General features: G+C 58.5%; 15 protein-coding genes. 5 read left to right on the top strand and 10 right to left on the bottom strand.

All coding sequences use genetic code 11. From position 1 onward, the window contains the following. Positions 1-45: 45 nt before the first annotated feature. Entirely contained in the window at positions 46-1,416 is a 1,371-nt protein-coding gene (locus LJA86_RS16270; protein WP_229226416.1) for an NAD-dependent succinate-semialdehyde dehydrogenase, read from the bottom strand. 197 nt (positions 1,417-1,613) lie between these two features. On the opposite strand from LJA86_RS16270, the gene LJA86_RS16275 reads away from it, so the two are divergent. Both LJA86_RS16275 and LJA86_RS16280 read left to right on the top strand, forming a co-directional pair. Beyond that, entirely contained in the window at positions 1,614-2,261 is a 648-nt protein-coding gene (locus LJA86_RS16275) for a hypothetical protein (RefSeq protein WP_229226417.1), read from the top strand. A gap of 56 nt (positions 2,262-2,317) precedes the next feature. After that, positions 2,318-3,589 (top strand): DUF445 domain-containing protein, encoded by a 1,272-nt coding sequence (locus tag LJA86_RS16280; protein ID WP_229226418.1) that lies wholly within the window; start codon positions 2,318-2,320, stop codon positions 3,587-3,589. Here LJA86_RS16280 and LJA86_RS16285 read toward each other — a convergent pair. From LJA86_RS16285 to LJA86_RS16315, 7 genes are all read right to left on the bottom strand, one after another. Beyond that, a complete protein-coding gene (locus tag LJA86_RS16285) occupies positions 3,586-4,662 on the bottom strand; it encodes a DUF2955 domain-containing protein (RefSeq protein ID WP_196365453.1) in 1,077 nt (358 codons plus the stop codon). The two genes, LJA86_RS16280 and LJA86_RS16285, sit on opposite strands and share 4 nt — an antisense overlap. After that, positions 4,652-5,719, bottom strand: coding sequence for an HlyD family secretion protein (locus LJA86_RS16290; protein WP_111967178.1), 1,068 nt, complete (start codon positions 5,717-5,719; stop codon positions 4,652-4,654). The genes LJA86_RS16285 and LJA86_RS16290 overlap by 11 nt, the downstream gene beginning before the upstream one ends. Continuing rightward, positions 5,716-6,186 carry a MarR family winged helix-turn-helix transcriptional regulator gene (locus tag LJA86_RS16295; RefSeq protein ID WP_024908312.1) on the bottom strand — a complete coding sequence of 157 codons (471 nt, stop codon included), beginning with the start codon at positions 6,184-6,186 and terminating at the stop codon, positions 5,716-5,718. Before LJA86_RS16295 ends, LJA86_RS16290 begins: the two co-directional genes overlap by 4 nt. 146 nt (positions 6,187-6,332) lie before the next feature. After that, complete coding sequence (locus LJA86_RS16300) at positions 6,333-7,028, bottom strand: ArsR/SmtB family transcription factor (RefSeq protein ID WP_126534236.1); 696 nt, start codon at positions 7,026-7,028, stop codon at positions 6,333-6,335. Beyond that, on the bottom strand, positions 7,021-7,398 hold the full coding sequence (locus LJA86_RS16305; RefSeq protein WP_148768996.1) for an amino acid-binding protein: 378 nt from the start codon (positions 7,396-7,398) through the stop codon (positions 7,021-7,023). The genes LJA86_RS16300 and LJA86_RS16305 overlap by 8 nt, the downstream gene beginning before the upstream one ends. Then, the gene (locus LJA86_RS16310; protein ID WP_023618387.1) at positions 7,391-7,714 is read right to left on the bottom strand and encodes an antibiotic biosynthesis monooxygenase family protein; all 324 of its coding nucleotides are present in this window, start codon (positions 7,712-7,714) and stop codon (positions 7,391-7,393) included. The genes LJA86_RS16305 and LJA86_RS16310 overlap by 8 nt, the downstream gene beginning before the upstream one ends. A gap of 152 nt (positions 7,715-7,866) precedes the next feature. Next, on the bottom strand, positions 7,867-9,282 hold the full coding sequence (locus LJA86_RS16315) for an aldehyde dehydrogenase family protein (protein ID WP_229226419.1): 1,416 nt from the start codon (positions 9,280-9,282) through the stop codon (positions 7,867-7,869). A 100-nt stretch (positions 9,283-9,382) separates the two neighbouring features. Between LJA86_RS16315 and LJA86_RS16320 the strand changes: the two genes are divergently transcribed. Further along, positions 9,383-10,285 carry a LysR family transcriptional regulator gene (locus tag LJA86_RS16320; RefSeq protein WP_063622634.1) on the top strand — a complete coding sequence of 301 codons (903 nt, stop codon included), beginning with the start codon at positions 9,383-9,385 and terminating at the stop codon, positions 10,283-10,285. On the opposite strand, the gene LJA86_RS16325 is transcribed toward LJA86_RS16320, so the two are convergent. Then, complete coding sequence (locus LJA86_RS16325) at positions 10,272-10,751, bottom strand: carboxymuconolactone decarboxylase family protein (protein WP_014882392.1); 480 nt, start codon at positions 10,749-10,751, stop codon at positions 10,272-10,274. The two genes, LJA86_RS16320 and LJA86_RS16325, sit on opposite strands and share 14 nt — an antisense overlap. A 101-nt stretch (positions 10,752-10,852) precedes the next feature. Between LJA86_RS16325 and LJA86_RS16330 the strand changes: the two genes are divergently transcribed. After that, the gene (locus tag LJA86_RS16330) at positions 10,853-12,241 is read left to right on the top strand and encodes a PLP-dependent aminotransferase family protein (RefSeq protein WP_229226420.1); all 1,389 of its coding nucleotides are present in this window, start codon (positions 10,853-10,855) and stop codon (positions 12,239-12,241) included. A gap of 86 nt (positions 12,242-12,327) precedes the next feature. On the opposite strand, the gene LJA86_RS16335 is transcribed toward LJA86_RS16330, so the two are convergent. Beyond that, on the bottom strand, positions 12,328-12,489 hold the full coding sequence (locus tag LJA86_RS16335; RefSeq protein WP_022650337.1) for a DUF1127 domain-containing protein: 162 nt from the start codon (positions 12,487-12,489) through the stop codon (positions 12,328-12,330). 176 nt (positions 12,490-12,665) lie between these two features. Between LJA86_RS16335 and LJA86_RS16340 the strand changes: the two genes are divergently transcribed. Continuing rightward, entirely contained in the window at positions 12,666-14,081 is a 1,416-nt protein-coding gene (locus LJA86_RS16340; RefSeq protein ID WP_063622637.1) for a PLP-dependent aminotransferase family protein, read from the top strand. The last annotated feature ends 21 nt before the right edge of the window (positions 14,082-14,102 follow it).

Raw genomic sequence — 14,102 nt, forward strand, 5'->3', positions numbered from 1 at the left:
TCCCCTTAAAAAAACCTGCCGGCTGGCAGGTTTTTTTATGACCTCTTACTGACGCACCACCACCAGCTTCTGGTTCACAAACTCTTTGATCCCCAGATCCGACAGCTCGCGTCCGTAACCGGAGCGCTTCACGCCGCCGAACGGCAGCTCTGGCGCGGTATCGGTGAGCCAGTTGATGTACACCATCCCGGTCTCGATCCGTGACGCCATTTTCTTCGCGCGCTCGATATCCTGGCTGAATACAGCGCCGCCCAGGCCGTAGTGGGAGTCGTTCGCCAGCGCGACCGCTTCGTCGTCGTTTTTCACCACGAACATCTGCGCTACCGGGCCGAAGAACTCTTCGAAGTACGCCGGGTTGTCGCGCGAGATGTTCGTCAGGATCGTCGGTTCAAAAAAGCTCCCGTCGCGCTGCACCGGCTTGCCGCCATAGTGCAGCGTCGCGCCGTTTTTCACCGCCTCGTTAACCTGTTTGGTCAACGTTTCTAGCGCATCTTTCGACGACAGCGGCCCCAGCGTGGTGCTTTCGTCCAGCGGATCGCCAATCTTCACCTGCTTAAACGCCTCGGTGAATTTGCTCAGGAAGGCGTCGGCGATCTTTTCATGCAGGATAAAGCGCTTCGCCGCGGTGCAGACCTGCCCGGCGTTGTTGAGGCGCGCATTCACGCCAGTCTTGACGGCTTTGTCCAGGTCCGCATCGTCCAGCACCACGAACACGTCGTTACCGCCCAGTTCAAGGGTAGATTTCTTGATGTGCTTCGCCGCCTGTGCGGCCACCACGCTACCGGCTTTTTCGGAGCCGGTTAATGCGGCACCCTGCACGCGATCGTCGGCAATGATGTTCGCCACCTGCTCGGACGAGATAAACAGGTTAGTCCATGCCCCTTCCGGCGCGCCCGCCTCGCGCACCAGGTGGGCAAAGGTCTCAGCGCAGTGCGGCACGATGCTGGCATGCTTGGCGATCATCGGGTTGCCCGCCGCCAGGTTTGGTGCCAGGACGCGCATCAGCTGGTAATACGGGAAGTTCCACGGCTCAACGGCCATCAGCACGCCGATGGGATGATGCTCCACCCACGCTTCCCCGAGTTCGGATTGATACTTTACCGGGGCCAGGAACTGCTTCGCGTTGTCAGCGTAATAGCGGGCGATCTGCGCGCACAGCTTCACTTCGCCGCGGCTCTGTTCGATGAGCTTACCCATCTCCTGGCTGGCGATTTTCGCCAGATCCTCGGTGCGCTCGTCGATCAGATCGGCAAGCTTATGCAGCACCGGCAGGCGCTGGCTGATGTCGCCTTTCGCCCAGTCCGAATGGTAAAGCGCATCGGCCGCCTTCAGTGCCGCTTCGATATCCGCGTCGGTATGCGAGGGGTATTCTTTGATGAGCTGGTTAGTGGCAGGATTTACTGTCTGATAAGCCATGTCGAATCTCCTTGTTTTACCGCTTAGGGTATTAAGGGTAGTCAACATGACTGGAAACAAACGTAAAGTTTGGTATGTAAGCAGCCTACCATTTCCGTATATACCATTTTCTTCTTGTGATAGACAATATTATTAATTAATATCAATATATTATACACATATTATTGACGATAACTTTTAGTCATCAAGGAAAGAAAGTGAAATTATTTAAAGCTGACGATGCTTTCTTCGATAAAGTATCAAAAATAACTTCAATATTTGCCACTACAGGAACGCTAGCTTTCGGAATTTATGCCTACTTTAATACCATCCATCCCGTTTTTGAAAAAGAAAAAGAACTACAAAACTTACGAGCTGAAAAGCTTAGTCTTGAGTCAGAAAAATCAAAATTAAATGCCGACAATCTCTTACTACAAAATAAATTCTTAGCATCCAGCAACCATTTAAATGAACTCAATGAAAATCTGAGCAAAACAAATAAAACTCTTATAGAAAAACAAAAATTACTTGATAATTTGAACAGAGAACTTGTTCTAGCACAAAAGCAAACAATTCTCGGAAAGTTAGCAACGATCCGGGAAAAACTGCTTAGTACCACTATTTATCAAATATCCATCAAAGGAAACACAAAATTTGATATTATCACCTATTCAAACTCATTGCTTCCTAATAATAACACAAAGAAAGTCTCATCTTCTGACAAAAAAGCATACGAATATTTTGAAAATTATATTCAAAGCCATAAAAATGAAAAATTTGAGCAGATCGACGACATCATTAAATATGCAGTTATGCTACCTGTATCGTATGAAATAAATGAAAAGATATTAGGTGATGGCGACTAATTTATCTTTAACTGAGGACTTTGCACTTTCCCCCCGCTTACCTCTATCCTTAACCTATGGAAAAAATAGCTGAACTCAAACGCGCCAAGCTGCTGGCGCTGTCGCTGCTGCTGGTTGCCGCCGCGGCCTTTATCACCACCCTGTTCCTGCCGCAGACCTTCTGGGTGCGCGGCGTCAAGGCCATTGCCGAGGCGGCAATGGTCGGCGCGCTGGCGGACTGGTTTGCGGTGGTCGCGCTGTTCCGCCGGGTGCCGATTCCCTTTATCTCCCGCCATACGGCGATCATCCCGCGCAATAAAGACCGGATCGGCGACAATCTCGGCCAGTTCGTGCAGGAGAAGTTTCTGGATACCCAGTCGCTGGTGGCGTTGATTCGCCGCTATGAACCTGCCCAGATGATTGGTGCCTGGTTCAGCAAGGCTGACAACGCCCAGCGCGTCGGGCTGCATCTGATGCAGGTGATGAGCGGTTTTCTCGAGCTGACCGACGACGGGCGCATTCAGCGCCTGCTCAAACGCGCGGTGCATAAGGCCATCGACAAGGTCGATTTCACCGAAACCAGCGCCGTGATGCTGGAGAGCATGACCAAAAACAACCGCCATCAGGTGCTGCTCGACACCATCATCAACCGACTGATTACCCTGATTCAGCGGGAAAGCACGCGGGACTTTATCGCCGACCAGATCGTCCACTGGCTCAAAACCGAGCATCCCCGCAAAGCGATGGTGCTACCCACGGAGTGGCTGGGGGATCAGAGTGCGGAGATGGTATCGAACGCGGTCAACACGCTGCTGGACGATATCAGCCACGACCGCACGCACCAGATCCGCCAGGCGTTTGACCGCGCCACGCTGAAGCTTATCGACAACCTGAAAAACGATCCGGACATGGCGGCCAAAGCCGACAACATCAAGCATTACCTGAAAAACGATGAGGCGTTTAACCGCTATCTGGGCGAGATGTGGGCCGATCTGCGCCAGTGGCTGAAGGCGGATATGCAGAGTGAGGACTCGCGCGTGAAGCAGCGCATCGCCAACGCCGGGCTGTGGTTCGGTGAAACGCTGACGAACGACGCGAACCTGCAGGCCTCGCTGAACGAGCATCTGGAGCAGGCCGCGCACCGCCTCGCGCCGGATTTTGCCGCGTTCCTGACACGCCATATCAGCGACACGGTGAAAAGCTGGGATGCCAAAGACATGTCCTGCCAGATTGAGCTGAACATTGGCAAGGATCTGCAGTTTATCCGCGTCAACGGCACCCTGGTGGGCGGGACGATTGGCCTGATCCTGTTTTTACTCTCGCAGCTGCCTGCCGTGCTGGGACATTAATCCGCTTTGGGCGGCGCGATGACGTAGCGCGTCGCCTCGAAGCGGTTCAGGATCAGGTGCACCAGAAAGACCATCGTCAGCGTCGCCACCAGCGAAAAGGTGACGGAGGTGATGCGGTACAGATCGCTGAACACCAGGTCAGTGTCCGGGTGCATGTTCTGCCCGAACATTATCCCGATGGTGGTGATGCTGGAGAAGCCCACGCCCGCCCCCACCTTCTCCATCACGTGGAGTCGCGCACCAAACGCCAGCCCAAGGCCGATCAGCGGCATCATCAGCAGCATATGGCTGCTGTGATCGTAGAGGATCAACTGCACCACCAGAATATAGAGACAGCCCAGCACCACGCCGACCACGCGCCAGATGGAGCTCATCACCGCGCCGCGATAGTGCATCGGGAACAGGATCAAAATCCCTGCCATCAGCGCCGAAAGCGAATCGCTTAAGTCGCTGATCTGAAAAACGACGAATATCAGCGTTGCGACAGTGCCGGAGAGCAACGACTCGTGGCGCACGCGGGCGTCGTCTTTCTCAATCAGCGGCGGCGGCTTGCGGGGCTCCACGTCCGGCAGGAGATAGTTCATCAGCGCGCTCAGGCACACCGCCATCACGCTCGCTTCGATGTTGGAAAACAGCAGCGTGTGCCAGTTGGTGGTGGGGTAGCTCATAAAGTTGAGCATCACGCTCTGGCACACCACGCCCATCGAACCGAACAGAAACAGCGGGCCTTTACTCATAAAGCGAAAACGCATCACGTACAGGGCAAAGACCACCAGCGTCATGATGACCGGCCATTGCGACAGATAGCCGATGATAATCACCATTTCGACGCAGTTGAGCGATGCGCTGAAGATAAACTGCTTCGCCACGTGGCGGTTAAACACCGGCACCAGCGAGAGCAGCATGATCGGATAGACCACGAAAAAGACGCCGTAGCTGGTGTTGTAGAAACTGGAGATGCTGAGCGCAATCATCCCGGCAAAGACGATGCGCAGGGTCTGGCGAAAGTCGTTTGCCGTGTAGACGATGTTGCCGTGCGGGGTAAAGACCCGCGCCAGGGTACTAATAGACATAGTGAAGCAGGCTTACCAGGTGGATCTGCATCCCGGAGAAGAAGCGCGCAAACGGCCCTTCGCTGTTGTAAAGCTGCACGGTCGCGCGGGCGCCGGTCGGCAGATGCTTCGGCAACGCCTCGTCCAGCGTCACGTGAATGCGCATGCGCTGAGCGTCGCGCACCCAGCGGTTAGAGGTTTCCGGCTCGGAGAGTTGGCCGTTAACGGCCTCCTGACCTGCCAGGATCCCCGCGTCGCTGCTGGTGACGTGGGCGCGGAAAACGTGTCCCGGAAAGGCGTCAAACACCACGGCCGCATCGGTGCCCTGATGGGTATGGCGCAGGCTCTTCTCACGGAAATCGGCCACGATATCGGTCTGGTTGTTCACCAGCGCCAGCGCGGCGGAACCGGATGAAGCGTAGAAGCCGGGGCTCAACTGCAGGTTACTGATCGTACCGTCCGCCTGGGCGTAGACCTTCGTCCAGCCGAGATTCAGCTCTGCTTCATCCAGCGCGTTACGGTATTTTTGCAGCGTCACGTTGCGGTGCTCGTCCCGCTCGCCGCGCTGAATGCGCAGGTTCTGGATGTTGGCCTGAATTGAGCTGACGGCCTGTTCGCTGCTCTGCCAGGTCGTGCGGACTTTATCCAGATCCGCCTGCGAGACGTTCTGCAGCGTGCTCAGCTTCTGGTAGCGATCAAAAGTCACTTTGTCGTTACGCGCGGTCAGCACGGCGGTTTTCAGGCTGGCCTGCGCGGCGGCGATCTGCGCATCCAGCTGTTCGTTGGACAGACGTGCCTGCTCGAGCGCGATTTGCGCCGCTTCCACCTTATTGCGAAACGGCGTGTCATCGAGCTCAAACAGCAGATCGCCTCTCTTCACCTGGCTGTTGTTGTGGACATGCACCGCCGCCACGTAGCCGGAGACGCGCGGAGACACCGGCGTCACCACGCGCATCACGGTGGAGTCCGGCGTCAGCGGGATCCAGATATCCGCGACGATAAAGTAGACAAACATCAGCAGGAAAGAGGCAATACTCACCCTTACCCAGCGGGCAAACTTTTGTTCAGGGGTCATTATTTTTCGGTCTTGTTATCTTCTTCGCGGATTGTCCGCAAATTGCAGGCGATTTGATTCAACGTGGCGCTGAAAATGTCGAGATGTTCCGGCGCGATGTTTTGCGATACGCGCGCCTGATACGTCTCAATCACCTGAGTGAGCCTTTGTAACAGGGCTTTTCCCTCAGGCGTCAGCGTCAGAAGCCGGATGCGCTTGTCATAAGGCGATACGGCGCGCAGCAGGTATCCCTGCTTTTCCAGCTGTGTCAGGGTGCGCATCAGCGGCGGCAGTTCAATGCCCTGCACCTCCGCCAGCTCACTCATTGAGACGTTATCCCCGAGCTGATGAAGCTGCATCATCACCGTCCAGCTCGACTGGGTTAACCCGGTATCGAGAATGGCCTCGTCGATGACGGCACGCCACTGGCGCACGATCATCGCCATCCGCATGCCCATCGGTCTGCGGCAGAACAGTTCTTCTTCACTCATGGGGAAACCTCTCGTTACACGCGGTCAAGATAATAGTTATCAGGGTAACTATCAAGAAACGAGAGGCGAAAGCGCAGGAATTGCGAAAGGTGTTACTGGAGGCGATGTACGCGTAGGCCCGGTAAGCGCAGCGCCACCGGGCGTTTTTAGCGGCTAAAAAGCCTCTTTACAGCGGCCTTCCCCGACGCCGTCACCACCACCTCCCGATACCCCGCCACCCGCTGGATCCAGCCTTTACTTTCCAGATGGTCGAGCAGCAACGCGCCGGCTTCTCCGCCCAGGTGAAACCGCCGCTCGCTCCAGTCCAGGCAGGCGCAGCAGGCCTTCCGGCGCGGATGCGCGCTTAACGAAATGCCGAGCGTCAGGAACTGCTCCCGGCCATAGAGTGTCAACGCTGAACCGTCAGCCTCCAGCCAGCCTTCCGCGTGCATGAAATCATAGATCTGCACCGCCACCGCGCCTGCGAGATGGTCATAGCAGGTCCGAGCTTCACGCATGGCTTTCGGTGCGGTGGTTTCCGGCGGGGTAATGCGGCTCCACGAAAGCCCCATCATCTGCTCCACCAGCGCCGCCACGTCGTGCCCGGCAAGACGATAATAGCGATGCCGCCCTTGCGACAGGCAGGTTATCAGTTGCCCTTCAAGCAGCCGGGCGAGATGCCCGCTGGCGGTCGACGGTGCGACATCTGCCGCCGCGCTCAGCTCAGTGGCCGTCCACGCCCGCCCGTCCATTAGCGCACAGAGCATCTTCACGCGCGACGGATCGGCCATTGCTGCCGCCACCGCGGCAATCGCTTTTTCCAGCATCGCGCTGTTGTCAGGGGGTAAACTCGTCTTAAGCATGGGCCGCCCAGGGTTCGGTGATCTCTGCGGCCAGCTTATCATCATCCGTCAGCAGAATAAGGTGATTCGCATGGTCGCTGTACTGAGTCAGGATAGACACACCGCGTGCCGCCAGCGCCGCTGCGATCTCGCCCAGCTCGCCAGGGCGTTCCTGCTTAAGCTTTCTGATCACCGGCTGTCGCACCGCCTGCACGGTAAACCCGGCGTCGAGCAGCACGCGTCGCGCTTTTTCCCCGTCTTCCACCAGGAAATGGGCATGTGTACCAAATACGCCACCGCCCTCCAGCCCCACGCCGTTGCGGCCCAGCAGCTGCCCAAAGCGCGCCAGTTCACCCGGAATATCGCGAAAAATGACATGAACGTCATACATCGGCGTGTCCTCCGGTTTCAGAGGTATATTCCCGCACGACCTGCGCCACCCGAATGCGGTAGTACGCAAAAATTGACTCCCGTCCTTCGGCCTGCGCCGCCTGATGAAAAACGTTCTGCTTCCAGCGGCGGACGGCCTCTTCATCCCGCCACCAGGAAAGGGAGAGGATTTTGCCGTCGGTCGTCAGGCTCTGGAACCGCTCGATATCAATAAAACCGTCAATGTCCGCCAGCAGCGGCTTAAGCTCTGCGGCAAGCTGAAGATAGCGCGCCTGATGGGCAGGCGCGGCTTTGGCTTCGAAAAGGACTGCGATCATGGTTTTCTCTCCGTTGTGATGTAGGGGAGAGAATGCAGGAGGGAAAAGCACAATGCTTCGGCAAGGAGCGAAGAGTTGCGCCGGATGGCGCTGCGCTTATCCGGCCTACGGGCTCATGTAGGCCCGGTAAGCGCAGCGCCACCGGGCGGGTTTTATCCCACAATCGACCTCGGCTCCATAAACGCCCGAATTCCCCACTCACCCATCTCGCGCCCCAAACCGGAGTGCTTAAACCCGCCGAACGGCGCTTTCGGTTCATGGGCCAGGGTGTTCACCAGCACGCGACCGGAAACAATCTGCTGCGCCACGCGTCGTGCGCGGTCCACATCGCCGCCCAGCACCATTGCGCTCAGGCCGTAGTCGGTGTCGTTGGCAATGGCGATCGCCTCCGCCTCGTCACGATAGGGGATCACGCACAGCACCGGGCCGAAAATTTCGTCGCGGGCAATGGTCATCCGGTTGTTCACGTCGGTAAACAGCGTCGGACGCACGAACCAGCCGTCCTGCGTGCCGTCCGGTCGTCCTTCACCGCCCGCCAGCAGGCGTGCCCCCTCTTCGAGACCTTTACGGATATAGCCCTGCACCCGAAGCCACTGCTTCTCGCTGACCATCGGGCCGACGTCTGTCGTGCTGTTGCGCGGGTCGCCGGAGTTCACCGCCGCCACGGCCTGCGCCAGCGCGGTTTCGATCTCCGTCTTGAGCGAGTAAGGCACCAGAATGCGCGTCCCGGCCACGCACGCCTGCCCGCTGTTCATAAACCCGGCCTGGATCACCAGCGGGATCGCCTGCGAGAGATCCACATCATCCAGCAGGATCGTCGGCGATTTACCGCCCAACTCCAGCGTCACGCGCTTAAAGCTTTCCGCCGCGTTGCGAAGGATCGCCTTGCCGGTATTCGTGGAACCGGTGAACGAGATTTTTGCGACGTCCGGATGACGGCTAATCGTTTCGCCCACCGTCTCGCCGCGTCCGGTGACGATGTTAAACACGCCCGGCGGCAGTGCGGCGTCGCGCAGCGCTTCGGTGACAATCTGCGTTTGCAGGGCGCTCATTTCACTCGGCTTGATGACCGCCGTGCAGCCCGCGGCGAGCGCGGCCGCCAGTTTGCCGCAGATAAACCCGGCATCGCTGTTCCACGGCGTAATCAGCCCGGCCACGCCAAGCGGCGTCATCTGCACTGTTGCGGCACCTGCGGGGATGACAAACTCAAACGCCTCAAGCGCCTCGATGGCCTGAGCAATCACCTCTGCCGGATAGCTTGCCATCCATGCCGAGCGCGAGGCGGGCGCGCCGTACTCCTCGACAATGGCATCCAGCAGCGCATCGTGACGGGCGGCCACGGCGGCGTGCATGCGCTTCAGCGCGGCGATGCGTTCCTGCTTTGTGGTCTGCGACCACGCCGGAAACGCCGCTTTTGCCGCCGCGATAGCGCGTTCAGCGTCAACCTCATCCGCCAGGCGAACCTGGCCGATGACCTGCGCCGTCGCCGGATTGTATAAATCAAACCGTTCGGTCCCGTGCGGGGTAACAAACTCGCCGTTCATAAAGATCTGTTCGATAATGTGCATATAACCCTCCTCAGGCTGTGTAAGACCAGTCTGTCACGGCTTCTCCGTTGCGATAATCCACGCTATGCTGCAAGGGTTGTTTCGATTTTCAGGATAATCTATGCATCGTTCAGGTCTGACAGAGCTGGAGGTGGTGATGGCGGTGGTGCGACGCGGCAGCTTTCGCGGCGCAGCGCAGGAGCTGGGGATGTCCGCCACGGCGGTCAGCAACGCCATCGCCGGGCTGGAGAGCCGCCTTGAGACGCGACTTTTCAACCGCACCACCCGCAGCGTGGCGCTTACCGACGCCGGACAGCGCTACGTGGCGCGTATCGGCCCCGCCCTGCAGGAGATCCGTCTCGCCGGGGAGGCGATCCACAGCGAAACCGGGGAACCTGCCGGCACGCTACGGCTAAACGTGCCGAATCATATCGGCACCCTGTTTCTGGACCAGTTGCTGATCGACTACATGATCCGCTACCCGAAAATGCGCGTGGAAACGGTGAGTGAAGCAAGGATGATCGACATCGTTGCCGAAGGCTATGACGCAGGGATCCGCCTCGAAGAGTCCGTTCCGCAGGACATGATCGCCGTGCCGCTGACCGGAGAGATCCGCCAGCTCGTCACCGCCACGCCGGACTATTTCGCCCTTCACGGCATACCCGAGACGCCGGACGATCTGCTTTCACATCAGGGGATCGGCATGCGTATGGCTCACGGTGGGATCTACCGCTGGGAGCTGGCCCGTCGGGGGGAAACGTACGCGCTTGCCGTGCCGCCGCGCTTTGCGACGTCCGATCTTTTTGCCTCCATCCGCGCCGTGAAAGCGGGATTAGGGGTGGGATTTTTACCGGAACTCTATATTCGGGACGAGCTGAAAAGCGGGGAACTGGTGAGCGTCTTAAACGACTGGACGCAGCCGTTTGCCGGGCTGCGCCTGTACTATCCCGGCCATCGCCACGTCCCGCCGGGGTTGCGGGCGCTGGTGGCGATGATCCGCGAGCGCGGAATTATTCCAGGTTAGCTTTATTCAGCCCGTACGCCGCATCCAGCGAACCGGGCGCCATGCGGGAGGTGATCCCCAGACGGTTCCAGGCGTTGATCGCCACGATGGCGAAGTTCAGCTCTGAAATCTCCACGTCCGAGAAGTGCTCCGCCACGCTGCGGTACAGCGCGTCACTCACCCCGTGAACGCCAATCTGGGTCAGCGCTTCGGTGAACGCCAGCGCCGCTTTCTCACGGGCGCTGAACAGCGGGGACTCGCGCCAGGCCGCCAGATGGTACAGGCGCAGTTCGCGCTCGCCGGCGATTTTCGCCTCTTTTGAGTGCATATCCAGACAGAACGTACAGCCGTTCAGCTGCGACACGCGAATGTCGATCAGGTGCTTCAGCGCCGGATCGATGGAGGTTTTTGCCACCTCCATGCTCAGGGCAGACAGCGCGTTGGCGAGGGCAGGTGTAACTTTATGGTGGTTAACGCGAGTGCTCATGGTCTTTCCTCTTTTTGTGCGGCATGTGCCGTGCGATGAGGCAAATCTACGCCGTTCATGACATAGTAAAAAGATACAAAAAGCGTGAAACGAGGTAGGACATGAAGCCGGGCTATCACGAGATTTATTCCCGCTATCGCGACAACATCATGCGCGGCGTGCTGAAGCCGGGCGACAGGGTGCCTGCCATCCGCGTGCTGGCGGAAGAGCTGAAGGTGGCGCGTAAAACCGTCGAAACGGCGTACGCCATTCTGACGGGTGAAGGGTATCTGGTGAGCCAGGGCGCGCGCGGCACGCATGTTAACCCGGATTTACTGCTGCCGGATAAGACTGCCCCTGCGGAGCAGCCCACCGGGGCGCTTCCGGCCTCGCTCATCAGCCAGCGCGAGCGGGCCGGGTTTCTGCGCCCCGGCATCCCTGCCCTCGACAGTTTTCCGTATAAAAAATGGCTGCTGCTGGCGGGCCAGGCGACGCGCGCCATGCGTCAGGAGGAGATGCTCAACCCGCCGGTGCTGGGCTGGTATCCGCTGCGCCAGGCCATCGCCAGCTACCTCAATATTTCACGCGGTTTATCCTGCACCGCTGAACAGGTGCTGATCACCAGTGGCTACAGCGGCAGCCTGCGGCTGATCCTCGACACCCTCGCCAGCCGCAGCGACAAGGTGGTGTTTGAAGATCCGGGCTATTTTATGGGCCAGCAGCTGCTCAAGCGGATCGTGCCGCGCCTGCACACCGTGCCGGTCGATCGCTGCGGCATCGACACGGACTACCTGCTGCGTCACCATCGCGACGCCCGATTTGCCATCGTCACCCCGTCGCACCAGAGCCCGCTGGCGGTCACGCTCTCCCTGCCGCGTAAACAGCAGCTTCTCGACTGGGCCAGCCAGAACGAGGCGTGGATTATCGAAGACGATTACGACGGGGAGTTTCACTACACCCGCAAGGTGCTGCCGTCGCTGAAAAGCCTCGACCATCACGACCGGGTGATTTTTATGGGCACCTTCAGTAAAACCATCATGCCGTCGCTGCGCATGGGCTACGTGGTGATGCCCGCCAGCACCGTCGGAGCCTTTACCGACTGCGCGGACATCACCACCAGCGGCCAGCCGGTGTTGACGCAAAAGATCCTCACCGCGTTTCTCAACGAAGGGCATTTTTTCCGTCACCTGAAAAAGATGCGCGCGCTGTATCAGACCCGCCGCGACTGGATGATTGCCGCCCTGCAGGAGGTGTATGGCGATCTGTTTTTCACCGAGCAAAACGACGGTGGGATGCATATCGTGGCGTTCCTGACCAAAGGAAGCCGTGACCGGGAAGTGGCGCGCTGCTGGCAGGAACATCAGCTGCAGGTCAATGCGCTCTCGGAATGGTATCGCGGGTCGGGCAAACGCTACGGGCTGGTGATGGGCTATAACAACGTGCGCTCGTATCAGGAGGCGCTGGATTTACTGGAAAGGCCGAAGCGGCAGACGTTTGCGCTGTTGCGCTGAGAATCGCCCGGTGGCGCTACGCTTACCGGGCCTACGGGATCGAGTAGGCCGGGTAAGGCGCAGCCGCCACCCGGCGACGACGTGGATCACACATCATATCGCGATAACCCAACGTCCTTGAGCTGCTCGTCGCTCATCTGGCTCAGGATGCGGCGGGTGCGGTTGATGCGATACCAGTTACGCAGCGTTTTTGCGATCCAGACAAACACAATAAACGGACGTTTTGAACGATTCTCGTAGAATTCCATGATGCTCTCCTCACTGTGTCAGTGGGGTTATCATCCCGGAAATCCACCCGTGCAATACAGATGCAAAAACAACTTTTGTTTAACATACAGATCCGCTAAAACAGTATCTGCATGGCAATTTTCGCAGCAATCTGTACTGGTTTTATAATCTGTATGGTGAAAACAAAGGATACAGCATGACACGCTACCAACATCTGGCCAATCTTTTGGCTGAACGCATTGAGCAAGGGCTGTATCGCAGCGGCGAACGTCTGCCGTCGGTGCGCACGCTGAGTCAGGAGCACGGCGTGAGCATCAGCACCATACAGCAGGCCTACCAGATCCTCGAAAACCTCCAGCTGATCACGCCTCAACCGCGCTCCGGCTATTTTGTCTCACCGCGCAAAGCCCAGCCGCCCGTCCCGGCGATGACGCGCCCGGTGCAGCGCCCCGTGGACGTTACCCAGTGGGATGAGGTGATGATGCTGCTGGACGCCCGCGCCGACAAAGAGATGATCTCCTTCGGCGGCGGTTCGCCGGACATTAACCAGCCGAGCCTGAAGCCCCTGTGGCGCGAGATGAGCCGCATCGCGCAGCATAACCCTGGCGAGATGCTGAGCTATGACGTGCTTGACGGGCGTCTGGAGCTGCGCGAGCAGATCGCCCGCCTGATGCTGGACGGCGGCTCCACCGTTTCGGCAAGCGACATTGTGATCACCAACGGCTGCCACGGCGCGCTGTCGATTGCCCTGCTGTCGGTATGCAAACCGGGGGATATCGTGGCGGTGGAATCGCCGTCGTTTCACGGCACCATGCAGATGCTGCGCGGGTTTGACATCAAGGCGATTGAAATTCCCACCGACTCTGAAACCGGGATCAGCATCGAAGCGCTAGAGCTGGCAATGGAGCAGTGGCCAATCAAGGCGGTGATCCTGGTGCCCAACTGCAATAACCCGCTCGGGTTTATCATGCCGGAGGCGCGGAAAAAGCAGGTGCTGGCCCTCGCCCAGCGGCACGATATCGTGATTGTCGAGGATGATATTTACGGCGAGCTGGCGGCGGAGTACCCGCGCCCGCGCACCATTCATTCAATGGATATCGACGGCCGCGTGATCCTCTGCAGCTCGTTTACCAAAACCGTGGCGCCGGGCCTGCGCGTCGGCTGGATTGTGCCGGGACGCTACTACGACCGGGTAATGCACATGAAATACGCCGCGGGCGGGTTTAACGTGCCGGGCACGCAGATGGCGGTGGCGGCGTTTATTCGCGACGGTCATTACCATCGCCATGTGCGCCGTATGCGCCAGATTTATCAGCAGAATATGGAAACCTACACCTGCTGGGTGCGGCAGTATTTTCCGGCAGAGATTTGCGTCACGCGCCCGCAGGGCAGCTTCCTGCTGTGGATTGAGCTGCCGGAGAAGGTCGACATGGTGTGCGTCAGCAAGCAGCTGTGCCGGATGAAGATCCAGGCCGCGGCCGGGTCGCTGTTTTCCGCATCAGGGAAGTACCGCAACTGCCTGCGGATCAACGTAGCGCTGCCGCCGACGGAGAAACATCGCGAGGCGTTGAAAAAGCTGGGTGAAGCGATTGTGATTGCGATGGAGGAGTAGTGTTTTGCCGGGTGGCGGCTT

This window comes from Enterobacter sp. TCD1-1, assembly GCF_020567405.1.
Classification (GTDB): Bacteria; Pseudomonadota; Gammaproteobacteria; order Enterobacterales; family Enterobacteriaceae; genus Enterobacter; species Enterobacter quasiroggenkampii.

Excerpts from the sequence above, each read along its gene's own strand:
- LJA86_RS16270 (WP_229226416.1), bottom strand. The coding sequence starts at position 1,416 with ATGGCTTATCAGACAGTAAATCCTGCCACTAACCAGCTCATCAAAGAA.
- LJA86_RS16280 (WP_229226418.1), top strand. The coding sequence starts at position 2,318 with ATGGAAAAAATAGCTGAACTCAAACGCGCCAAGCTGCTGGCGCTGTCG.
- LJA86_RS16285 (WP_196365453.1), bottom strand. The coding sequence starts at position 4,662 with ATGTCTATTAGTACCCTGGCGCGGGTCTTTACCCCGCACGGCAACATC.
- LJA86_RS16295 (WP_024908312.1), bottom strand. The coding sequence starts at position 6,186 with ATGAGTGAAGAAGAACTGTTCTGCCGCAGACCGATGGGCATGCGGATG.
- LJA86_RS16300 (WP_126534236.1), bottom strand. The coding sequence starts at position 7,028 with ATGCTTAAGACGAGTTTACCCCCTGACAACAGCGCGATGCTGGAAAAA.
- LJA86_RS16305 (WP_148768996.1), bottom strand. The coding sequence starts at position 7,398 with ATGTATGACGTTCATGTCATTTTTCGCGATATTCCGGGTGAACTGGCG.
- LJA86_RS16310 (WP_023618387.1), bottom strand. The coding sequence starts at position 7,714 with ATGATCGCAGTCCTTTTCGAAGCCAAAGCCGCGCCTGCCCATCAGGCG.
- LJA86_RS16315 (WP_229226419.1), bottom strand. The coding sequence starts at position 9,282 with ATGCACATTATCGAACAGATCTTTATGAACGGCGAGTTTGTTACCCCG.
- LJA86_RS16320 (WP_063622634.1), top strand. The coding sequence starts at position 9,383 with ATGCATCGTTCAGGTCTGACAGAGCTGGAGGTGGTGATGGCGGTGGTG.
- LJA86_RS16325 (WP_014882392.1), bottom strand. The coding sequence starts at position 10,751 with ATGAGCACTCGCGTTAACCACCATAAAGTTACACCTGCCCTCGCCAAC.
- LJA86_RS16330 (WP_229226420.1), top strand. The coding sequence starts at position 10,853 with ATGAAGCCGGGCTATCACGAGATTTATTCCCGCTATCGCGACAACATC.
- LJA86_RS16335 (WP_022650337.1), bottom strand. The coding sequence starts at position 12,489 with ATGGAATTCTACGAGAATCGTTCAAAACGTCCGTTTATTGTGTTTGTC.
- LJA86_RS16340 (WP_063622637.1), top strand. The coding sequence starts at position 12,666 with ATGACACGCTACCAACATCTGGCCAATCTTTTGGCTGAACGCATTGAG.